Origin of the sequence: Dysgonomonas sp. HGC4, from assembly GCF_001261715.1 — a bacterium.
In the GTDB taxonomy this organism is placed as follows: Bacteria; Bacteroidota; Bacteroidia; order Bacteroidales; family Dysgonomonadaceae; genus Dysgonomonas_A.
The window spans coordinates 63,065-85,637 of the sequence record NZ_CVRU01000148.1 but is presented as its reverse complement, the minus strand read 5'-3'; the positions used below and the strand labels follow the sequence as shown (position 1 = coordinate 85,637).

The following is a 22,573-nucleotide window of genomic DNA, read 5'->3' as shown; positions in this document are numbered from 1 at the left end:
TTTAATGATACATTTCTCAAAGATAACCAGCTTTAGTTATTGTACTTATCAAAGCAATAAATAGCTCTGTGAGCTTAAATAGAAAAAATATGAAAAATATAAAGAAAATAATATACTGTTGTGTAATTTCAACATCCACGGTTTTGCTGATGCCTTCTTGCTCTGATTTCTTGAATGAGGAGTTGACAACATCGTTAAGTCTTGAGTCTTTTAAAACTCCCGAAGGATTAGACGGGCTTTCGGTTGGTATGTATCAAGGACTGCGGTTTCATTTCAATTACAATTGGGCATACGCTACAACAAACTATGGTACAGATGAGTTTGCCGTTGGTGGCGACCGTAGCGAGCAGATGTGGAACTCGTATGACGCAAGCTTGAATTCTCAGAATGCCTTTGTTTCCAATGTTTGGGATAATATGTACAGCAACATTGCAAGTGCTAATATTCTTATTCAGAATGTTCCTCTCTATTACGGTGATTTGCCAAATAGAGATACACGTTTGGGTGAAGGGCATTTTATGAGAGGCTTCAATTATTTCAAATTAGTAAGACAATTTGGAGGAGTGCCTATCAAGCTCGAACCTTCGGTTACGGTAGAGTTTGAATTTGGTAGAAATACAACTCAGGAAGTGTTCGATCAGGTTATTAAAGATCTTACAGAAGCATATAATTTATTGCCGTCTACACCTGCTGAACAAGGACGTATAACAAAATGGGCTGCCGCTCACTTTTTGGCAAAAGTATATCTTACTCGTGCGAGCGAATTGTATAGTGACTGGAATTCTGCTACAAAAGCAGAGGATTTAGATAATGCTATTAAATATGCAGATATTGTAATAAACAGCGGAAAGCACTCTCTTGCAAAAGATTTTAGAGAATTGTGGAACTATACGACTGTAAATGGAGCGAACGAAAAACTGCCTGAAATTATCTTAGCTGCTGAGTTTTCTAACAATACAGCTACTCAAGGTCGTTACGGAAATCAGGTACATTTATATTACCCATCTATCTATCAAAATTTGGCAGGTATGCAGCGTGATATTCCCGGAGGTCGTGAATTTCAACGGATGCGAACTACCGATTATTCTATGGATGTTTTTGATAGAGTAAACGATTCTAGATTCTGGAAGTCATTTAAAACCAGCTATTCATGTAATAAACCGGCTAGTGCTCCCGTTTGGACTGCCAAATATGCCCCAAGTGAGGCATTAGTGGGCAAGGCACGCTTTGCAGGAGGTGAACAATCTATTCTTTACATTGTGAATAATGCAGGAGACAGCAGATATACAGAGGATAATATCAACTACCGTGCTCCCCATCTGTTTGTTCGTTATTTCAATGGCGAGCCCTATAATCTGGATAGCGATCATGGTAATTATTCAACAAGTCGCTATGTTACAATGAGTAAGTTTTTAGATGGATCGCGTATTTCGGTTGCTTCTCAGTTTGGCTGCAGAGATGGTATTCTGGCTCGTCTTGCCGAAACCTACCTTATTGCCGCCGAAGCTTATGGACGCAAAGGGCAATATGCTGCGGCATTGCCTTATATTAATGCGGTGAGAGACAGAGCAGCTTATAAAGAAGGAGAAGACAGAGCTATTTATTCGGATGGTGGAGTTGCCTACAAAAATAATGCTGTGGCCAATACTGCTCAATACACTTCGTATTCGGAAAAGAATTCATATTATGAGTCGAATAACATTGCGGCAACCACTACCGCTTCATCCTCATTGCATCTCAATAGTGTAAATGATATCTTAAATTCAACCAAAGAATTTTATGATGTAGTAGGAGCCTCTTCTGAGTCCGAAAAATTCCTACATTTTATATTGAATGAGAGATCTCGCGAATTGATGGGTGAATTGATCCGTTGGGAAGATTTAGCCAGAACCAAAACTCTTGTAAACAGAGCTAAGGTTTTCAATGACGAGGCTCTTCCTAAAGAAGGAGTACATTACCTTCGTCCTGTTCCTCAAACGTTCTTGGATGCTATTCATAAAAATGGCAGACCTTTGTCGGGCGAAGAAAAACAAGCAATGCAAAACCCCGGATATTAATTCTAGGTATTTATTAAATAGAATCAAGACTGAGCCCTTACTTTAATTGAGGGCTTAGTTTTGTATTCATTTATAAAATAGAGTAATAACCCGCTATTTGGTAATGAACTGTATCACAAACGTGTTTATTATGAAAAACCTATATCTAACTATCTTCTTATTAGTTTTCTGCACGACATTTTCTATGTCAGCAGTTTTTCCTTTGTTGAATAATAAGAAAGCAACAAATATATATGTATCCGCAAACGAAGACAAAGTAGTTTATACAGCCATCGGAATGTTCTGTTCCGATATGGAAGATGTGTCGGGTGTGAGTCCTGCTTGGTCGAACGATATTGTAGACAATACTATCGTAATCGGCACAATAGGAAAGAATGAGTATATAGATAATCTGATTGGTACAAAACAATTGTCTGCTGATAAAATAAAGAATCAATGGGAAGCCTTTCAGATACAGATTATAAAAAACGGAGATAAGAAACAGCTAATAGTTTTAGGCAGTGATAGCAGAGGTACAGCATACGGAGTGCTCCAATTGTCTCGATTGATTGGTGTTTCTCCTTGGAAATGGTGGGCAGATGCTATACCCGATAAGAAAGAAGCGATTAACATTCCCGATGAGTATTTTCTTTGCCAGCAACCATCCGTTCAGTATCGTGGAATATTCTTAAACGATGAGGATTGGGGTTTGATGCCTTGGAGCAGTCAGAATTTTGAACAATCTTCGGTAAAAGGGCAGATAGGCAGTAAAACCTATGGAAAGATCTTCGAACTCTTATTGAGGCTCCGAGCTAATACGCTATGGCCAGCCATGCACGAATCTACAGCTCCTTTCTATTTTGTTGAGGGTAATAAAGAAATGGCAGACAAATATGGTATTGTAATAGGAACATCGCATTGCGAACCGTTGATGAGAAATAGTGCAGGCGAATGGGATGCTAAGAAATATGGAGATTATAATTATCTAACTAATAAAACTACAGTTTGTAACTATTGGTCTGAACGACTCGAAGAAGCAGGAACATACGAAAATTTCTATACAATAGGTATGCGAGGCGTACACGATGGAAAGATGGAAGGTGTAAAAACCTTGGACGAGCAAACATCTGTCCTCTCGCAAGTGATAAAGGATCAGCGAGAGCTACTGACAAAATATGTAAATAAAGATATAACTAAAATACCTCAGTCATTTGTACCCTACAAAGAAGTATTGAGTATCTACGAAAACGGATTGAAAGTTCCCGAAGATATAACCCTTACTTGGTGCGATGATAACTATGGATATATAACACGACTAAGCAACGAAGCCGAGCAAAAGCGGAGCGGAGGTAGCGGAATCTATTATCATATCTCCTATTGGGGACGACCTCACGATTATCTCTGGTTATCAACGACCCAGCCTGCTCGCATCTACTGGCAAATGAAAAAAGCATGGGACACAGGAGCTCGCAAATTATGGATATTGAACGTGGGAGACCTAAAACCTGCTGAATATACTACCGAATTCTTTTTGGATATGGCTTGGAATATAGATAAGATAAATCCTCAGAATATTTATGCTAATCAACAAGATTGGCTTGCCCGAGAATTTGGCGAAGATTTAGCAAGAGAAATCACGCCCCTATTGAATGAGTATTACCGTTTGGCAAATGTCCGTAAACCCGAATTTATGGGATGGAGCAGGGTAGAAGAATATTCTGCTGAGGTGAAAAATGGGCGAACACCTGTTATTGATACCGAATTTAATCCCTATGCTTTTGGAGATGAGATTTACAATCGCTTATTGGATTACTCCACTATATCAGAAGAAGCCCTGCGTTTAGAAAAGAGAATCCCCCAAAACAAAAAGGCAGCTTATTTTCAATTGGTACAATATCCCATTTGTGTTTCGACGGAGATGAATAAGAAATTATTATATGCTCAGAAAGCCAGATTATATGCCTTTTATAACTTACCCGTAGCCAATGAATATGCAGAGAAAAGTGTAAATGCTTACAATGCGATTGCAGGGTTGACCTATACGTACAACCACGATTTGATGAATGGGAAATGGAATGGTATCATGGATATGAAACCACGTGATCTGAATGTTTATCAGCAAGCGGAATTGCCTGATAGAATAGAGTTTAAAAATAGGAAACAACCTTTAATATGGGTTGAAAATACGGATAAACCAATCGATAATCAATATACAATTGAGCTTGTTCCCTTTGTCAATCCATCAGGGAGCAAAACATTTGTTTCCGTTTTTCAACAAGGGATTCAACCTATTGTTTGGAGTATCAATCAAAAGCCAGAATGGCTGAATATTGATGAAGAGTATCTGAACCTCTTTACTGAAAAAAGAATTGTCTTTAGTGTAGATTGGTCAAAAGTAAAATTGGAGAAAGCAATCGGAGAATGCGTTTTATACATAAATGGACAAGACTATACATTTAAACTGGAAACTAATAACCTTAATACAGATATGGCAACAGAATATAATAAGATGGTAATACTCAATGCCTCTAACTATGAAAAGGAAACACAAGGACTATCGGAATTAATCGAAGGATTGGGAAACTCTACCCAAGCAGTAAGTTTGAGCAAAGGAAAAAGAAATGCTTTGACTTATAGAATATTGACAACCTCAAGCGGTGATGCTATTATCAGAACCTGCCTTTTGCCCAATCACCCCGTAAATGGAAACGATATACGCTATGCGATATCAGTAGATAATGGAAAGCCTCAGGTAGTATCTTTTAAAACTGAATTCAGAAGCGAAGATTGGAAAAAAAATGTGCTGAGAAATCAATCCGTAAATGTAACCTATCATAAGCTGAATAAGGCAGGCGAGCATACAATTACTATTTATGCATTAGACGATGGGGTTATCCTGGATCAGATAATGCTCGATTTTGAAGCCGACCGAAAATTCTATACAATACCATTAAGTAATAATATTTGAGAATATGAAAAATTACAAATTCAAACAGATTACTGTGTTCTTATTCTTTTTCGTTTTTGCAATTGGTGTTTCGGCACAACCCAATTATGATTATACAAAGCTCAAACGAGAAAAGCTCAATCGGGGGCTGGTGGTTGTGAAAAAAGATAGCCATACCAACTTTCTGAGCTGGCGTTACTTCTCGTCCGACCCTATCGATATATCATTTAACGTATATCGGAATGGAGTTAAAATAAACGATAGACCGATCATAAAAGGAACTTTTTTTGAAGACAAAACAGCTTCCGACCGTGAGCAAACTTATGTAATAAGATCGTTAATAAAAGGTGTAGAAAAAGAAGAACAAAAATATACCCTTCCTGCAAATGCTCCCATCGGTTATATAAATATCCCTCTTGATAAACCCAAAGACGGAGTTACTCCCGATGGGCAGGTATACACCTATTCGCCCAACGATGCCAGTATTGGTGATGTGGATGGTGACGGCGAATATGAAATTATCTTGAAATGGGATCCATCCAATGCACACGATAATTCGCACAAGGGTTATACAGGCAATGTATTTATTGATTGCTATAAACTGAATGGAACTAAACTCTGGCGAATAGATCTTGGAAAGAATATCCGTGCAGGAGCACACTACACTCAGTTTATGGTATATGATCTGGATGGAGATAACAAAGCCGAAATAGTTATGAAAACCGCTGATGGTTCGGTTGACGGATTGGGCAATATAATAGGCGATGCAAAACTTGATTTTAGAAATTCGGATGGCTTTATTCTGTCGGGAAATGAATACCTGACCATCTTCAATGGAGAGACAGGCAAAGCGATGGAAACCCTCCCTTACGATCCTCCGAGAGGCGATTTGATGGGTTGGGGCGATGATAAAGGAAACCGCATGGATCGCTACTTAGCAGCTATTGCTTATCTGGATGGAGAACATCCAAGTGTAGTCATGTGCCGGGGATATTATACCCGAACCGTTTTGGTCGCCTACGATTGGCGCAATGGAGAACTTACGAAACGCTGGGTTTTCGATTCGAATACTCCCGGTAATGAATCGTATGCAGGGCAGGGAAATCATAACCTCAGAGTCGGAGATGTAGATGGCGATGGTTGTGACGAAATTATATACGGATCGTGTGCCATAGATCACGATGGAACGGGTTTATACAATACCAAATTAGGACATGGCGATGCTATACATCTGACCGTTTTCGATCCGAAGAGGGGGGGATTGCAAGTGTGGGATTGCCACGAAAATAAACGGGATGGTTCTACTTACCGTGATGCACGAACAGGTGAGATTCTATTTCAGATACCTTCAACTACCGATGTCGGTCGGTGTATGGCAGCCGATATCGATCCTAATTATCCCGGAGTCGAAATGTGGTCGTGGGAGTCCAAAGGCATCCGTAACATAAAAGGCGAATGTATTGATACCGCCATGCAAAACATATCGGTAAATATGGCTTGTTGGTGGGATGGAGATTTGCTCCGTGAGTTGCTCGATAAAAATAAGATCACAAAATACGATTATAAGGAGGGTGGATTTCAAACCCTGCTTACTGCCGAAGGATGCGTTTCGAACAATGGAACAAAAGCAACACCTGCCATACAAGGCGATATTGTGGGCGACTGGCGTGAAGAAGTTTTATTGAGAACCGAAGATAATAACAACCTCAGACTGTATGTATCTACATACCCTACCGAATATCGTTTCCATACATTCTTGGAAGATCCAATTTACAGGATAAGCATGGCTACTCAAAACGTAGCCTATAATCAGCCTACCCAACCCGGATTTTATATGGGTGCTGATTTAGGTAAGATGTTTCCCGAAAAGGAGATTGTAACTGATGCTGACGAACTGTTATTGGATGCCGGCATGGATTATGACCGTTACTCGTGGTCGATAGGAGGAGAGAGTCGCAGTAGGTTGGTAACATCAAAAGATATTCCCCTGAGAAAGCGTACACTTATCAAATTAACAGGTACATTTCGAGGCTATCAGTTTTCCGATTCAGTGTATGTAACCTTAGGTGCAGAAACTCCATTGAAACCTTAAATTCTATGTAATTGAATAATTTTCCATGTTTTGGAAAGTCTCAAAAGCCTTATTTTGTAATGAGTAACATAAAGCATTTATTGTTGCATTTTATAATTATAACAGCACGTAGCTATTCTAATTGCCGGAGCAATAAACAGGTCTGCTACCTAAAAATAATAAGACGATGAAATACACATTGAAGATATTCTCAATTTTGATTTTCCTTTTTTTTGGCGAAATTCTTTCAGCTCAAAAAAAGGAGGACAAAATAAACGATTCTACTACACCTCTGCATCTTTTGGCTCCCGATTATAAAACGCCTTACGGGATGATTTCGAAAGAAGAAGTGAAAAAATCGTTAGACAAGGTTTTGTATTATTTAGAGCAATCGACTCCGACCAATGTGATCGATAAGAAAACAAAAAAGGTAATTACCGATTACAGTCAGATGGATAGCAATTCCGAATTAGAAAAAGGAGCTTTTCGTTTGGCAAGTTACGAGTGGGGAGTAACTTATTCGGGCATGTTAGATGTCGCAAAAACTACGAGTGATAAGCGTTATTTTGATTACGTGAACGATCGTTTTAAATTTTTATCGGACGTTGCACCCCATTTCAAAAAGCTGATGGATGACTATGGCGTGATTGATCCACAGATGAAACAAATGCTTACCCCCCATGCCCTAGACGATGCGGGAGCCATGTGTGCATCTATGATAAAGTTACAGCAAACCGAACCTCCATACGAGCTTCGCTCGCTTATCGACAATTATATCAACTATATAACGTATAACGAATATCGTCTTTATGATGGCACGTTTGCCCGCAAGCGTCCTCAAATGAATACTCTTTGGCTCGACGATTTGTATATGAGTGTTCCGGCTCTCGCTCAAATGGGAAAGCTGACGGGCGAAAGCAAGTATTATAATGAAGCGGTAAGGCAGATACTTCAATTTTCGAAACGGATGTTTGTCAAAGAAAAAGGTCTGTATATGCACGGTTGGGTAGAATCGTCCGAAGAGCACCCTGCCTTCTATTGGGGAAGGGCAAACGGATGGGCACTACTCACGATGGTTGAAGTATTGGATGTTTTGCCCGCTAATCACCCCGAACGATCGAAAGTATTGGCTCAACTGAAAGAGCATATAAAAGGTTTGGCATCCTATCAATCTGGAGACGGCTTCTGGCATCAACTGTTAGATAAAAACGACTCGTACCTCGAAACCTCGGCAACGGCTATTTATGCGTATTGCATTGCTAGAGCCGTAAATAAGGGATGGGTTGATGCCATCGCTTATGCCCCTGTAGCTCATCTGGCTTGGCATGCCGTATCTACTCAAATAAATAAAGATGGTCAGGTCGAAGGTACATGTGTAGGTACGGGTATGGCTTTCGATCCTGCGTTTTACTACCATCGTCCTGTAAATGTATATGCTGCACATGGTTACGGACCTGTATTATTGGCAGGTGCTGAAATTATAAACCTGCTGAATAATTTCTATCCGAAGATGAATGACAGTGCAGTCCAATATTACTCACAAAACCAAAATACCACTGCTCCTATTTTCGGTGTAAGTGATCCATCCCGTCCTCAGGAAATAGTCTCGGGAAGTTCACGTAAAAATACTATAGCCCCGGTTCTGTTCTTGATTGGAGATTCTACGGTTAAGAATGGAAAAGGAAACGGCGATAACGATCAATGGGGGTGGGGTAGCTTTTTCGAACAGTTTTTTGATAGCACACGAGTGTCTGTCGAAAATCACGCATTGGGAGGCAGAAGCAGCCGTACGTTTTTCACCGAAAACTTATGGGATAAAGTATTGCCCGGAATTCAGGCAGGAGATTATCTGTTTATACAATTCGGGCATAACGATGGAGGTTCGTTAAATACAGGTCGTGCCAGAGCATCACTCAAAGGTATTGGCAATGAATCGGAAACCGTAATAATGGAACGTAACGGAGGACCCGAAACCGTCTATACATTCGGTCATTACCTGCGTATTTATATTCGTCAGGCAAAAGCCAAAGGAGCTTATCCTGTGGTGCTATCGCCCACGCCTGCAAATTTTTGGACAGATGGTAAAATGAATCGTATGACCGATACATACATTAAATGGGCAAAGGAGGTTGCAGCACAAGAAAATGTTCCTTTTATTGATTTGAATAATCTTACAGCACAAAAATGTGAAGCCTTAGGTCAGGCAAAAGTAAAGGAACTTTATAAAGATAATGTACACACTACTCGGGATGGTGCTTTGATGAACGGGCAATCTGTAATTGAAGGACTGGTGGCTTTACCCGATTTCGGACTGCAAAAATATATTATTAGAAAATAACAATCTTATAAAACAGTGGCTATGAAAAGAGAAGCATTTATAATGTACTTAAAGCCCGGAAAAGAGGCTGAATACGAAAAACGTCACAACGAAATATGGGATGAATTGAAATCTCTTCTGAAAGAAGCAGGTATCAGCGATTATAGTATTTATTGGGATGAAGAAACCAATGTTCTGTATGCCTCTCAAAAATTGGAGGCAGGCTCTTCCCAATCGTTGGGAGAGAATCCGGTTGTTCGTAAATGGTGGGCATATATGGCTGATATAATGGAAACCAATCCCGATAATTCGCCTGTATCGAAATCATTGAAAGAGGTCTTTTATTTAAAATGAGGAAGAATGAAATCAGTACTTATAATATTTCTGGGAGTATTTGGACTCTTAAGCCCTGCTATGGCAATAGATTACAAATTTTATTTGGCAGAAGGGAAAAAAACGAAAGGTTTTACTTCCGTTGCTCCTCATAAAATATATATCGAAGGCAGTTATGGCTACGATTTAGGTACACTCCCTAAAGATGGAAAACCGTTCTTCTTTTCTGTAGATGTTCCCGAAGGCAACTATTTGGTAAAAGTCGTATTGGGGAGTAAAGATTCACCCGGTAATACAACCGTAAAAGCTGAGTCTCGCCGATTAATGCTTAAAAATATCCCAACCGAAAAAGGTGAATTTGTAACACATGAATTTGTTGTAAACATCCGTAATACTAAGATTTCAGAAAACGAATCAGTCAAAATAAAACCCCGTGAAATAGGGAAACTTATTTGGGATAATAAACTGACACTCGAATTTAATGGCGACAATCCATCAGTACAAAGTATCGAAATTAAATCGGCTGATAATCTGGTAACACTGTTTTTGGCAGGAAACTCAACCGTTGTTGACGAAGCCAACGAGCCCTGGTGCGGATGGGGACAAGCTTTTCCGCTTTTCTTCAGTTCGAAGGTGGCTATTGCTAATTATGCCGAATCGGGTGAGGCGGCAAATACATTTGTTTCGTCTAAACGTTTTGAAAAACTGCTGACCAAGATCAAAAAAGGAGACTATCTCTTTATAGAGTTTGGGCATAACGATCAAAAACAAAAAGGAGAGGGTAAAGGTCCTTATACGAGCTACACGAGTGACTTGAAATATCTGGTCGATGAGGCTCGTGCAAAAGGAGCAATTCCTGTACTGGTAACATCCATGCACCGCCGTAGTTTCGACGAAAACGGAAAAGTAATCAATACACATGGCGAATATCCCAATGCAGTCCGCCTATTGGCAAAAGAAGAAAATGTTCCTCTGATCGATCTCAATAATATGAGCAAAACGCTTTATGAAGCATGGGGAGTAGAAGGCTCTAAGAAAGCATTTGTACATTATGCAGCCGGAACATTTCCCGATCAGGAAAAAGCTTTGGAAGACAATACACACTTCAATCCCTATGGAGGGTACGAGATTGCACGTTGCATAATCAAGGGTATAATTGAATCGAATCTGCTCATTGAGAAATATATTAAAAAGGAATATCGGGATTATGATCCGGCTTATCCTGATGTTTTCGAGACATTTTATATTCCATTGACACCTTTTTATTCGACAGTTAAACCCGATGGAAATTAAGGTTACAGAATTTTAAACGCAAAGTCGCAAAGATTTTTTCGGTTCGAAGATTACATACAAAATCATATCGGCTTTGTGTTTCATCAAAAATGCGACTATAACCCTTTATTGAATTTAATAAACAGGTCTGTGACCTTAAATTTATAATATCTATATGAAAAGACGACTATTAACTGTATGTGGGATTCTTTCGTTAACGTTTGTAACGGTATTTTCTCAACAACGTACCGATGAAGAATGCATAAGGGCGGTAGCCGATAATATATTAAAAGAACCTGTAACTCAGTTTGTCGGGGCGAAAACAGGCAAAACATATAACAGCACCAAAGACATACCTAAAGGCGAAGATGTGAAGTTTAAAAGTCCGCTTTCCGAGTGGCATTATTCCAATGGAGTGCTGGATATGAGTATGATAAATCTGGGCGAGTATCTCAATGACCCCAAGTATATCAACTATGTAAAAAATCATGTCGCATTCGGATTCGCTAATTATGAATATTTTAAGAATACATTTCGTAACGATCGCAAGCATTGGCATTGGCCTTTCGGTCAGCTCTGGAATATGAAAGAATTGGACGATTGCGGAGCAATGGGAGCTGCCGTTATCGAAGTCTATAACTACGATTCTAAAAAGCAGTACAAAGAATATTTCGAAGCAGCAGCAAAGCATATCATGCAAGATCAGACCCGTTTAGATGATGGCACATTGTGTCGCACCTTTCCCCGTGAGATGACGGTTTGGGCTGACGATGTTTATATGAGCGTTTCTTTTCTGGCTCAAATGGGAAAGCAAACAGGCGAAACGAAATATTTTGATGAGGCAACCCGTCAGATTCTGAATATTTCGGGTTATTTGTGGAATCCCGAAAAACAACTGTTCTATCATTGTTATTATACCGATCTCAATCGTAACGGAGTTGCATTTTGGGGACGTGCCAATGGTTGGATTACCGTTTCATTGGTTCGCTTATTGGATGTGTTACCCAAAAATTACAAAGGCAGAAAACAGTTAATCGATTTACTCGAAAAGCAAATCGTAGGAGCATCCCGTTATCAGAACGAAAACGGAATGTGGAATCAGTTATTGGATAAACCCGAATCGTATGACGAGTCTTCGGTTACAGCCATGTATGTATATGGAATTGCCAAAGCGATCAACGAAGGCTGGTTGGATGATACGTACCTCAGAATAGCTCAATTGGGTTGGAATGCACTGAAGAAAGACCAGATAACCGAAAACGGATACTTCAAAAATGTGTGTGTGGGTACAGGTATTACCGATGATCTGCCCTTCTATTATACCCGTCCCGTAGGCGAAAACGAGAAGCACGGTTTAGGTTTGATTATTGATGCAGGAGTTGAAATACTGAAGCTGAATAAGAGAAACAAGAAATAATAGATATGAAGAAAATTATCAGTCTTCTGTTTATTGCTTATCTGATGATACCTACCGTAGGGGCATTTACTGTAGAGCCTGATATGTTGTGGACAAAAAAAGTAGGAGCCAGACAGTACCTCAAAAATACGAAGATTTTCAAAGTGTCGGATTATGGAGCAAAAGCAGATGGTACGACTTTAAATACAAAAGCCATTCAGAAAGCGATAGATGTGTGTGCTTCATCAGGAGGTGGAATTGTTACCTTCGAAAAAGGTAAATACCTGTCAGGTTCTTTGTATCTGAAAGAGGGGGTGAATTTTGAGATACCAAAGGGAACCATACTTTTAGGAAGTACCGATATAGAAGATTACCCCGAAATAGATACTCGTGTGGCAGGTATAGAGATGCGTTGGCCTTCGGCTCTGATAAATGTACTGAATCAGAAAAATGTAGTGCTAAGCGGTTCGGGCATCATACATGCACAAGGTAAAGTGTTTTGGGATGCGTATTGGAAAATGCGTAAAGAGTATGAAGCCAAAGGGTTGCGTTGGATTGTTGACTATGATTGTAAACGTCCCCGTACTTTGTTGATTTCCAATTCGGAAGATGTGACAGTTCGAGACCTTACTTTTCAGCAAGCAGGATTTTGGACTATTCAATTGCTTTATTCTTCCTATTGTACTGTCGATGGAGTAGTGGTTCAAAACAATATAGGAGGGCATGGACCCAGTACGGATGGCGTAGATGTAGATTCCTCGTCTTATATACTGATCGAAAATTGTGACATAGATTGCAATGATGACAATTTTTGCCTCAAATCGGGTAGAGATGCCGATGGTTTGCGGGTGAACCGTCCGACTGAATATGTGGTGATTCGCAATTGCCTGTCTCGCTCAGGAGGAGGGTTACTTACCTGTGGCAGTGAAACATCGGGAGGTATCCGCTATATTCTGGCTGAGGGGTTAAAAGCGAAAGGTACAAATGTAGCTATCCGTCTGAAATCGGCAATGAATAGAGGCGGGACTACCGAGCATATTTATATTAGAGATGTAGAATTGGAAGATGTAAATGTGGTTTTCGAAGCCAATGTAAATTGGAATCCCGCTTACAGTTATTCGACATTGCCTAAGGAGTACGATAATAAATCATTGCCCGATCATTGGGTGAAGATGTTGGAAAAGGTAGATGCAAAGAAAGGTATTCCCTCATTTAGAGATGTGTATGTTTCTGATATTAAAATAAAGGACTCTCGAAAATTATTGGAAGTCTCAGGAAGTAAAGAAGCCTATATGCAGGACTTTTATTTCGATAATTTGCAGGGAGACGTAGAAACATTAGGTAATATCTCTTTTGCGAAAAATATCGGATTGAAAAATATTAACGTCAGAACTTCTGATGATAAGCCTGTATCTATAACTAACAGCAACAATCTTAATTATCCGAAAGATGCAATAGGCAATAATCCTTTTCCATACCAACTGAATGGAAAAAGCGATAATGTTAAAATACTATTGGATAAACATCCCGAATCAGCTTTCTATTTTCCCGAAATGGGAGGTAATCTGAAATTTGGGATTATAGGTGCACAAACCGATAAATGGCTGAGCGATTTTAACGAAATAAAAGTACAACAGCCCGATAAAAGGTCATTGATTTATACCCTGTCCGACCCGTTACTAGGAAATGGGAAATTGGTAATAACAGTTGTCTCGCTCTCTCGATCAGACGGTGTAATAATAGAAGTAAATCCGCTGGATATTCCTCAAAACTTAAATCTGTTTTGGTCTTATGGAGGTGCTTATGGTAAAATATTGCCCGAAAACGAGCACGGTCGGTTAAAACCGATTTATTGCCGAAACAATGTTTTCAGTGTCGAGCGAACAGCTTTTACCCTATATTATGGTGAAAGTATGAGGTTGAAAACTGTGAATGCAGTGATGCCTGTAACATCCGAAATACGTTTGTCGGATGCCCATGTGCAAAACTCGCCACAAGCCTTTTTCGAGTCGGGAAAGAAAACCGATTCGCCCGCTTTGGCAGCCTCTTTGCCTTTGATCAGTAATCAGAAAGAATATTTCTGCATTTATAAACAAAACGAAAAAGCAGATTATAATCATTTTATGCTGCCGGATTTATTTAAAGACGAATTTCAAGAAAAATAACTATTTATGAAATGGTTACTTTTAGGATATGCACTTGTTTTCATGTTTTGTCGGGTTCAAGGGCAAACAGAGCCGATGGTATTTAAGGTATTCTGTTTCCCTTCCGATAAAGTTCCGATAATTGATGGAGATACTCACGACTGGAATATAGTTCCGCCTGATTATTCGATAGGAATCGACCAGATGACAGAAGACGAAGGTAAATATTCAGAATCTGATAAATCTACATTAGACATTCAGGTAAAAATAGGCTGGTCGGCAGGACAGAATCGATTATATTTTTTGTATGAAGTATACGATAACTATTGGTCGTTTACCAGAGATGATATAAATGTTGATATCTTTGAGGTAGTGGTAGATGGAGATCGTTCGGGAGGTCCTTTTATTGATAAATTCTATCCCTTCAAAGATATTACAAAAGAAGAGGCATGGGATTTATTTCATGGAAGACACGCTCAGAATTATCATATTTATACACCTCCAAAGAAAGACGATTGGTGTATGTATTGGGGACCGCAAAAATGGTTGAAAGAAAAACCATACTCCAATTATGCATACAAATATGATTTCAAAGAGGGTGAAAGCGGAAAGCTGACCCTCGAATTTTATATAACGCCATTCGACTATGCTTCGCCAAAGGGAAGCAAGTTTTCGGTAGGATCGGACTTGTATGAAAATAAATTGATAGGTCTTTGTTGGGCGGTAATCGATTATGATAATAGCGAAGGTAAAGCCAAAGATGGATTTTGGAATCTGTCACGCCATCATACTATGTACGGAAATGCTGATGAATTGAGAACTTTCAGGTTAATGCCTTTAGAAACCAATAAGAATTGATTATTATGAAAAAACTGGTTTGTATCTTTTTAGCTTTCTTTTTTATACTGTTTGTAACAATTGCCCAAGATGGTCGGGTTCGTGTAGCTTGTATCGGTAATAGTATTACCGAAGGGGCAGCAGCCAGCGACCGATTGAATAAAGGTTATGTGGGTTTGTTGAGACAGATGTTGGGTGATAAATACGACGTGCGTAATTTTGGAGTAAGTGGAGCCACTGCTTGCCGTAACTCCTATAAACCATATGACCAATGTGAGCTGTTTTTGGAAGCAAAGAAATTTCAACCCAATATTGTGACTATTGCTTTGGGTACAAACGATTCGCAACCAAGAGTATGGAACAGTGAGGCTTTTGCCGAGAATTTTGAAAAGGATCTGACTTATTTGTGTAAGGAGTTTGCTAATCTCGAATCTAAACCCAAAATATATCTTTGCCTGCCTATGCCTATCATTCCGAGTGAGAAGTGGCAGCATCAGCCCAAGGTATTATCGGACGAAATATTACCTAAAATCAGAAAAGTAGCACAAGAGTTGGGATATGAAATTATTGATTTCTATACACCATTGATCGGAAGAATAGATTGCTATCCCGCGGATGATATGCTGCATCCTAATGACTTAGGACATTTGATTCTTGCAGCACAAGTTTATCCTAAAATATATTCGAAATAAGCTAATCTTGAGACGGTTAATGTCTTAGACCTGTTTTTATGTGCATTCTCAAAGGACAGATATATAAGTCTGCCCCTAAAAATGCGATGTTGTATTAACCACTTGTTATTACTCATTTATATGAAAAAAAACATATTCATTTTTACTATCCTTTTTTATTTTGTTGGCAATTTGTTTGCGTCAATATATAATGTACGCGATTATGGTGCAAAAGGGGATGGAAAACAAATAGATTCTCCTGCTATAAATAAGGCTATTGACGCAGCTGTAGCCAATGGAGGCGGAATGGTGTTCTTGCCTGCGGGAACTTACGCCAGTTATTCAATCCGTTTGCAAAGTAATATTCATTTGTATTTAGATGCGGGTGCGGTTATATTGGCTGCTTATCCCGAAAAAGACAGAGGTTATGATTTGGCAGAGGAGAATGAGCATAATAAATTTCAGGATTTCGGGCATAGCCATTGGAAGAATAGTTTGATATGGGGAATAGGTCTCGAAAACATATCTATTAGTGGACAAGGTTTAATAAACGGACAAGGTTTGACACGTGAAGAAAGTCGTCTTTCGGGAGTCGGAAATAAAGCCGTAAGCCTGAAATTATGTAAGAATGTAACTATTAAAGACGTTTCGATGTTGAATTGCGGACACTTTGCATTGCTTGCTACGGGTGTTGATAACCTCACGATAAGTAATGTAAAAGTAGATACAAATCGGGATGGTTTTGATATTGACTGTTGCCGTAATGTACATATATCAGACTGTTCGGTAAATTCGCCTTGGGACGACGCTATCGTTCTAAAGAGTAGCTATGCATTAGGCTTTTTTCGGGATACTGAGAACGTAACTATAACCAATTGCTTTGTTAGTGGATTCGATAAAGGTTCGATGCTGGATGCCTCTATTCAGCGGGACGAACCGCAAGCCCCTGACCAAGGATATGTGACGGGACGAATAAAATTTGGAACAGAGTCGAGTGGGGGCTTTAAAAATATTACAATCTCTAACTGTATATTTGAGAGATGCAGAGGCTTGGCTCTCGAATCGGTAGACGGTGGAAGTCTAGAAGATATCACGATCACCAATATTACTATGCGTGATATAGTGAATGCGCCTTTCTTTCTGCGTTTAGGTTCTCGTTTAAGAAGTCCGAAGGGTACACCTGTCGGAAATATATCGCGTGTGATTATCAGTAACGTAAATGTTTATAATGCCGATTCTCGTTATGCAAGCATAATAAGCGGAGTGCCCGATCATCAGATTAATGATGTTCTGTTGAGCAATATTAGAATATTGTATAAAGGTGGAGGAACTAAAGAAGATGCACAATTGTTACCTCCCGAAAATGAGGCTCTGTATCCTGAACCTTGGATGTTCGGAACGATTCCAGCTTCGGGATTCTTTATTCGCCATGCTAAAAATATCGAATTAAATAATGTGCAGGTTGATTTTATGAAAGAAGATTATCGCCCGTCATTATGGATAAAATATGCTGAAAATATTCGCTTGATAAATTATCGTGCCAAAGTAGCTAAAGGGGTAGAATCTTATGTTTTACACAACGTAGAGGGCTTTAAAGTTGAATTGAGCGAAATTACAGAGTTTTAAGGTGTCAGACCTTTTTATTGCTTTGGTAAGTGATACATTCAGAGTCTACTATAGATATAAAGTGTATTATTAAATATATTCTTTTACTTATACAGAAATGAAAAGAGAAAATATTCCTTTTATTGTTTTTATATTGACTGTGTTACTGATTACAAGCACCATAAGCAGTACAGCAAAAGATGTTTATCTGTTTTCTTACTTTACGGGTAAGTCTGAAACGGGTCTGCATTTGGCTTATAGCTACGATGGCTTATCATGGACTCCTCTCAATGAAGGCAAGAGCTATTTGTTGCCTGTTGTGGGTAAAGATAAATTGATGCGTGACCCTAGTATTGTACAAGCTCCCGATAAAATTTTTCACATGGTTTGGACTACGGGCTGGCACGATAATATTATAGGATATGCCTCGTCCAAAGACTTGATTACTTGGTCGGAGCAAAAGGCAATTCCTGTAATGACTCACGAACCGACTGTTAGAAACTCTTGGGCTCCGGAGCTGTTTTATGATGAAGCTAGTAAGCTGTATTATATATTCTGGGCATCTACTATTGATGGTCGTTTCAGTGAGGTCGGACCCTCGGAAGATGGTTTAGATCATCGGCAGTATTATGTAACAACACCCGATTTCGAGACGTTTTCGGAAACTAAGCTTTTCTTTAATCCCAATTTTAGTGTGATTGATGGGGCTATCTTAAAGAAAGGAAAAGAGTATTTCCTCTTTGTGAAAAATGAAAACAAAACACCTCTCGAAAAGAATATAAGAGTAACTGTATCAAAGGATATAAATAATTTTCCGGCAGAAGTATCCGCTCCTATTACGAGTAGTTGGGTAGAGGGACCTGCTCCCTTGCAAGTAGGTGAATATATCTATGTTTACTTCGATAAATACCGTGAGGGAAAATATGGAGCAGTACGTTCTAAAGATGGTAAAACGTGGGAAGATGTTTCAGACTTGGTTACTTTCCCGAAAGGAACACGACATGGAACAGCCTTCAAGGTATCCGAAAGTGTATTAAATAACTTGTTGAAAAATATGAAATAGCAGTTTTATAAAATCAGTTGCCAAAACTCAACATCAATCAGTTTATTGAACTTTAACCCGGATTCTTTGAAGTTCCCTACCAATTCGAAATTAAACTTCTCATGTAATTTCTGACTAATAGGGTTGGGTAGAGAAATAACTCCTATCAAAGAATGAATGTTTATTTCTCTGGCTTTGTTGATCAGTTCGGCATATAGGATTGTGCCTAGTCCTTTCGCTTGAGCCTTTTCGTCAATATATACGCTTGTTTCTAAGGTGATATCGTATGCCGATCGCGATCGCCAGTTACTTAAATAAGCATAGCCAACTACATCGCCATTTTCTTGGTAAACGATATAAGGAAAGTTTTTTGCAGTGATATACTTAATTCTATCGGCAATGTCTTCTTCTGTCACCAATTCTTCTTCAAAAGTAATTATAGTATCTTTTATGTAAGGATTATAAATCTCGGCTATCCTCTTAGCATCTGATAATTGCACATTGCGTATCATATACGAATACTTTAAAATTGGTGAGAAAATTATTTGCTAAAAGTAATAAAAAGAGCTGTTTTTTTATTCTAATTCTTTGATAAATATTTTTTGTAGTATCTCTAGTTCCTTTGCATATATTGTCTTCTTTCGTTGAGCGAAATATAAGGTGTTTTCAACCGGAGTTTTACCTTCCCAGACTAACTGAACACTGTTATTTGCAAACTGTTCTTTAGCCAGAAAATCGGGTACAACTGCAAACCCTTCTCTGTTGGATATAGAGCGCAGAATAGAACTCTTATTGGGTACAATAAAATTCGGCTTAAAATCGGGTCTTTTCTTAAAATTCTGAATCCAGAAATTTCTCAAATGTTCCATATCCCCCGTTGTTCCAAACCAGATTTGATTGTTAAGCCACTTTTCGGCAGCTTTCAGATCACCTTTTTCTAGAATCTTATTAAATTCCGAAATGTCACTTTTAGCTCCTGCAACTATTATAATCTTTTCTTTCGAAAAAGAAGTGTATTGCACATTCAACGAATCGTCTTTCTGTGGAGAGATTACAAAGTCTAACAAGCCTTTATCCAGATCGCCCAACATCTGAGCATATCCACCGAATTTAGATATCAAGTCGAATGGTAATTCGCTTATATACGCTTCCAGTACATGCTGAAATGTCTCGAAACACATACCGATACTTATACTGGTTTTGTCCGAATTAGCATTCCTATAAAAATGTCTTTCGGCAGCTTCTAATTTATCTACCCCCTCTACAATAGAGTTATATAGTATATTTCCGTGTTCGGTTGCTACCATTTTGCGCGTTCCTCTATCAAAGAGTTTGTATCCGATGTGAGCTTCCAACGATGTGAGGTGTAAACTTACTCCCGGTTGAGATATATACAACTTGTTGGCTGCTGCTGTAAGCGACCCTGTCTCGTATATTGCTTTGAATGTTCTAAACCATTCTAGGTTTACCATATTTTTAATTATTATAATTATGATACAAATATATGAATTATATTATTTTGGTAATTAATAAAAGGTGTGTATTTTTGTACCACAATAATAAAAAGAATAAAAATTAGGTTATGAAAAAAATATTTGTGATAAACGGAGCACCTAAGTTTGCTCATTCAGGAGGCGAGTTCAATAAAACATTATTAGGATGGACTGTCGATTATTTTAAAAACAGTGGAGAATACGAAGTTAAGTTTACAGACATAAACGATAAGTACGATCTGAACGAAGAAGTTGAGAAGTTTGTTTGGGCAGATGTTATTATTTATCATACTCCAATTTGGTGGTTTCAAATACCTTTTGGTTTTAAAGAGTATTTTGATAATGTGCTTACCGAAGGGCATCAAAAAGGAATTTATTTCAGCGATGGCAGACGTTCGGCAAACCCTACACGTAATTATGGAACGGGAGGTTCGTTACATGGTAGAAAATATATGGTAACTACAACATGGAATGCTCCCGTAGAAGCATTTACTCTTGAAGGCGAATTTTTCAGACAGCACAGCGTTGACGATGGTGTAATGTTTGGATTCCACCAAATGAATCAGTTTATAGGATTGTCTCGATTAGAAAGTTTCCACTTCTATGATGTGATGAAGAATCCACAAATAGAGCATTCGAAAGAAATATATTTGAAGCATTTAGACAAAATAGCTCCATCTTTATAAACAAGATTTGCCCTATAACGTTCTATTCAATAAAAGGAAAACAATGAATGATTTGAATAACAAAGTTGCAATAGTAACAGGGGCTTCGAGAGGTATTGGTGCATTGATTGCTAAAAGTTTAGCGGAGCGGGGCGCAAAGGTTGTAGTAAACTATTCAAGCAGTAAAGAGGCTGCTGACGAAGTGGTTTCGGATATTAAGAGCAAAGGTGGCGAAGCAATCATAGTGAAAGCAGATGTAAGCCAAACGGCAGATGTGAAATTTCTGTTTGATGAAACAATAGCTGCTTTCGGTAAAGTTGATATTCTGATTAATAATGCCGGAATAATGATCAATAAACTGATTGCGGATACTACGGATGAAGACTTTGATAAGCTGTTTGGTATAAATGTAAAAGGAGTTTTCAATACACTGCGTGAGGCTGCAAAACGTCTGGCAGATAATGGAAGTATTGTCAATTTTTCGACTTCAGCTAATCGTATGATGATGCCTACTTATGGCATTTATGTAGCATCTAAATCGGCTGTGGAACAACTGACCCGAATATTTGCAAAGGAAATAGGTCATCGTCATATAAATGTGAACTCTGTATCGCCTGGACCTACTAATACCGAATTGTTTTCGGTTGGAAAAAGCATAGAAACTATTCAGAGACTAGCGTCGCTTACTGCTTATAATCGCATAGGTGAGCCTGCGGATATAATTCCGATTATTCTATTCTTGGTTAGTGATGAAGCTAAATGGATTAATGCACAGAATATAGGAGTGAATGGTGCAATGGCATAAACATCAAAGTTTATATATTAAAAATAAAGAAGGTTTGGACTTAGTTCTAAACCTTTTTTTGTTGTTATACGGAGTAAATAAATAAAATGAGTAAATGTTTCGGGTAGAGTATAATAAATAAGTAAGTTTTGAAATTTAAAATAGATTATGATCGAATAATTTTTAAGCTTTTAATATCGGATAATAAAGTAAGGTGTTGTTCGAAATTAGAAAAAGAGGTAGGGGCAAAAACATGAATATAGCAATCTCAATAGTTGTTATCCGCTCTACTTTTACATAAGAAAACTAAGATGATAATATAAAAGCTAAGTAATAATTAAAAAAACTATTTATTATGAGATCTAAATCCTTTTTTCTGCTACCCTTATTTGCTTTGATTTTGAGCATCGGTTTTTTTGCTTGTAGCAAAGATGATGATGCTCCGGCACCACCTAAACCTAACCCCGATCCTAGAGATACAATAGGTCCTTTGGTTGGGACATGGAAATATACTATTTCTACACATGACGTAGATGCTGTTACGCCCGAAATTAAAGATTCGGTAGAAAAAGCAATAGGAGAATTGGGAGGACCGGTAGGCAGTAGTTATCAGTTTTTTGCAGATAGTACTTATAATTACAAACCTCTTGCTGAAAGCGATTCTATAGTAAAAGGAACTTATGTGCTGAAAGACAGTATCATTATATTCGATGGAAAAGTAGATTCTCCGATTACATATACCTTGGTTGCCGATACAATAATCAATGCTTTCCAAGATGTCAAAGCCATGATTGCCGAGCAATTGCAGCTTGAAGAGGCTGATATAACTGTTGCAACTAAAACCGATGTGTATAATTTATTACCGAAAGAAAATAATGAATAGATCCTGATTGTTCTAGAATTAGAGTTTTTAATAGAGTTTTGTTTGTCCGTAAAAAAAGTGCTCCACTATAAATAATG

Annotated in this window: 16 protein-coding genes and 2 pseudogenes; 16 read left to right on the top strand and 2 right to left on the bottom strand. The window is 38.5% G+C overall.

Going from position 1 to position 22,573, the window contains the following annotated elements; translation table 11 throughout:
- Positions 1-89: 89 nt before the first annotated feature.
- The 13 genes and pseudogenes from HGC4_RS14240 to HGC4_RS14185 all read left to right on the top strand — a co-directional run.
- Positions 90-2,057: a RagB/SusD family nutrient uptake outer membrane protein gene (locus tag HGC4_RS14240; RefSeq protein ID WP_050710804.1), complete on the top strand. Its 1,968-nt coding sequence runs from the start codon at positions 90-92 to the stop codon at positions 2,055-2,057.
- A 130-nt stretch (positions 2,058-2,187) separates the two neighbouring features.
- Complete coding sequence (locus HGC4_RS14235) at positions 2,188-5,004, top strand: glycosyl hydrolase 115 family protein (RefSeq protein WP_082204191.1); 2,817 nt, start codon at positions 2,188-2,190, stop codon at positions 5,002-5,004.
- A 4-nt stretch (positions 5,005-5,008) separates the two neighbouring features.
- Complete coding sequence (locus tag HGC4_RS14230; RefSeq protein WP_050710802.1) at positions 5,009-7,075, top strand: rhamnogalacturonan lyase; 2,067 nt, start codon at positions 5,009-5,011, stop codon at positions 7,073-7,075.
- Positions 7,076-7,241: 166 nt separating this feature from the next.
- Positions 7,242-8,636, top strand: a pseudogene (locus tag HGC4_RS19125) (glycoside hydrolase family 105 protein); the annotation flags it as partial.
- Positions 8,637-8,702: 66 nt separating this feature from the next.
- Entirely contained in the window at positions 8,703-9,392 is a 690-nt protein-coding gene (locus HGC4_RS19120; RefSeq protein ID WP_373419315.1) for a rhamnogalacturonan acetylesterase, read from the top strand.
- 21 nt (positions 9,393-9,413) lie between these two features.
- Positions 9,414-9,725 (top strand): L-rhamnose mutarotase, encoded by a 312-nt coding sequence (gene rhaM, locus HGC4_RS14220; protein WP_050710800.1) that lies wholly within the window; start codon positions 9,414-9,416, stop codon positions 9,723-9,725.
- Between the two features lie 6 nt (positions 9,726-9,731).
- Complete coding sequence (locus HGC4_RS14215) at positions 9,732-10,997, top strand: rhamnogalacturonan acetylesterase (protein WP_050710799.1); 1,266 nt, start codon at positions 9,732-9,734, stop codon at positions 10,995-10,997.
- A gap of 154 nt (positions 10,998-11,151) precedes the next feature.
- Positions 11,152-12,393: a glycoside hydrolase family 88/105 protein gene (locus HGC4_RS14210; RefSeq protein ID WP_050710798.1), complete on the top strand. Its 1,242-nt coding sequence runs from the start codon at positions 11,152-11,154 to the stop codon at positions 12,391-12,393.
- Between the two features lie 5 nt (positions 12,394-12,398).
- The gene (locus HGC4_RS14205; protein ID WP_082204190.1) at positions 12,399-14,537 is read left to right on the top strand and encodes a DUF4450 domain-containing protein; all 2,139 of its coding nucleotides are present in this window, start codon (positions 12,399-12,401) and stop codon (positions 14,535-14,537) included.
- 6 nt (positions 14,538-14,543) lie between these two features.
- A complete protein-coding gene (locus tag HGC4_RS14200; protein WP_050710797.1) occupies positions 14,544-15,374 on the top strand; it encodes a hypothetical protein in 831 nt (276 codons plus the stop codon).
- Between the two features lie 5 nt (positions 15,375-15,379).
- Positions 15,380-16,045 carry a GDSL-type esterase/lipase family protein gene (locus HGC4_RS14195; RefSeq protein WP_050710796.1) on the top strand — a complete coding sequence of 222 codons (666 nt, stop codon included), beginning with the start codon at positions 15,380-15,382 and terminating at the stop codon, positions 16,043-16,045.
- Positions 16,046-16,165: 120 nt separating this feature from the next.
- Complete coding sequence (locus tag HGC4_RS14190) at positions 16,166-17,650, top strand: rhamnogalacturonidase (RefSeq protein ID WP_050710795.1); 1,485 nt, start codon at positions 16,166-16,168, stop codon at positions 17,648-17,650.
- A gap of 97 nt (positions 17,651-17,747) precedes the next feature.
- Positions 17,748-18,680, top strand: a pseudogene (locus tag HGC4_RS14185) (glycoside hydrolase family 43 protein); the annotation flags it as partial.
- A gap of 17 nt (positions 18,681-18,697) precedes the next feature.
- Here HGC4_RS14185 and HGC4_RS14180 read toward each other — a convergent pair.
- Complete coding sequence (locus HGC4_RS14180) at positions 18,698-19,183, bottom strand: GNAT family N-acetyltransferase (protein ID WP_050710793.1); 486 nt, start codon at positions 19,181-19,183, stop codon at positions 18,698-18,700.
- Positions 19,184-19,246: 63 nt separating this feature from the next.
- Positions 19,247-20,143 carry a LysR family transcriptional regulator gene (locus tag HGC4_RS14175; RefSeq protein ID WP_050710792.1) on the bottom strand — a complete coding sequence of 299 codons (897 nt, stop codon included), beginning with the start codon at positions 20,141-20,143 and terminating at the stop codon, positions 19,247-19,249.
- Positions 20,144-20,253: 110 nt separating this feature from the next.
- On the opposite strand from HGC4_RS14175, the gene HGC4_RS14170 reads away from it, so the two are divergent.
- The 3 genes from HGC4_RS14170 (at position 20,254) to HGC4_RS14160 (ending at position 22,496) form a co-directional block, all read left to right on the top strand.
- A complete protein-coding gene (locus tag HGC4_RS14170) occupies positions 20,254-20,850 on the top strand; it encodes an NAD(P)H-dependent oxidoreductase (RefSeq protein WP_050710791.1) in 597 nt (198 codons plus the stop codon).
- A 43-nt stretch (positions 20,851-20,893) separates the two neighbouring features.
- Entirely contained in the window at positions 20,894-21,634 is a 741-nt protein-coding gene (locus HGC4_RS14165) for an SDR family oxidoreductase (protein WP_050710790.1), read from the top strand.
- A gap of 334 nt (positions 21,635-21,968) precedes the next feature.
- Positions 21,969-22,496, top strand: a complete 528-nt coding sequence (locus tag HGC4_RS14160; RefSeq protein ID WP_050710789.1) for a hypothetical protein — start codon at positions 21,969-21,971, stop codon at positions 22,494-22,496.
- Positions 22,497-22,573: the final 77 nt, after the last annotated feature.

Bases quoted from the DNA above. Each gene is read 5' to 3' on its own strand.
- HGC4_RS14240 (WP_050710804.1), top strand. From the start codon at position 90: ATGAAAAATATAAAGAAAATAATATACTGTTGTGTAATTTCAACATCC.
- HGC4_RS14235 (WP_082204191.1), top strand. From the start codon at position 2,188: ATGAAAAACCTATATCTAACTATCTTCTTATTAGTTTTCTGCACGACA.
- HGC4_RS14230 (WP_050710802.1), top strand. From the start codon at position 5,009: ATGAAAAATTACAAATTCAAACAGATTACTGTGTTCTTATTCTTTTTC.
- rhaM (WP_050710800.1), top strand. From the start codon at position 9,414: ATGAAAAGAGAAGCATTTATAATGTACTTAAAGCCCGGAAAAGAGGCT.
- HGC4_RS14215 (WP_050710799.1), top strand. From the start codon at position 9,732: ATGAAATCAGTACTTATAATATTTCTGGGAGTATTTGGACTCTTAAGC.
- HGC4_RS14210 (WP_050710798.1), top strand. From the start codon at position 11,152: ATGAAAAGACGACTATTAACTGTATGTGGGATTCTTTCGTTAACGTTT.
- HGC4_RS14205 (WP_082204190.1), top strand. From the start codon at position 12,399: ATGAAGAAAATTATCAGTCTTCTGTTTATTGCTTATCTGATGATACCT.
- HGC4_RS14200 (WP_050710797.1), top strand. From the start codon at position 14,544: ATGAAATGGTTACTTTTAGGATATGCACTTGTTTTCATGTTTTGTCGG.
- HGC4_RS14195 (WP_050710796.1), top strand. From the start codon at position 15,380: ATGAAAAAACTGGTTTGTATCTTTTTAGCTTTCTTTTTTATACTGTTT.
- HGC4_RS14190 (WP_050710795.1), top strand. From the start codon at position 16,166: ATGAAAAAAAACATATTCATTTTTACTATCCTTTTTTATTTTGTTGGC.
- HGC4_RS14180 (WP_050710793.1), bottom strand. From the start codon at position 19,183: ATGATACGCAATGTGCAATTATCAGATGCTAAGAGGATAGCCGAGATT.
- HGC4_RS14175 (WP_050710792.1), bottom strand. From the start codon at position 20,143: ATGGTAAACCTAGAATGGTTTAGAACATTCAAAGCAATATACGAGACA.
- HGC4_RS14170 (WP_050710791.1), top strand. From the start codon at position 20,254: ATGAAAAAAATATTTGTGATAAACGGAGCACCTAAGTTTGCTCATTCA.
- HGC4_RS14165 (WP_050710790.1), top strand. From the start codon at position 20,894: ATGAATGATTTGAATAACAAAGTTGCAATAGTAACAGGGGCTTCGAGA.
- HGC4_RS14160 (WP_050710789.1), top strand. From the start codon at position 21,969: ATGAGATCTAAATCCTTTTTTCTGCTACCCTTATTTGCTTTGATTTTG.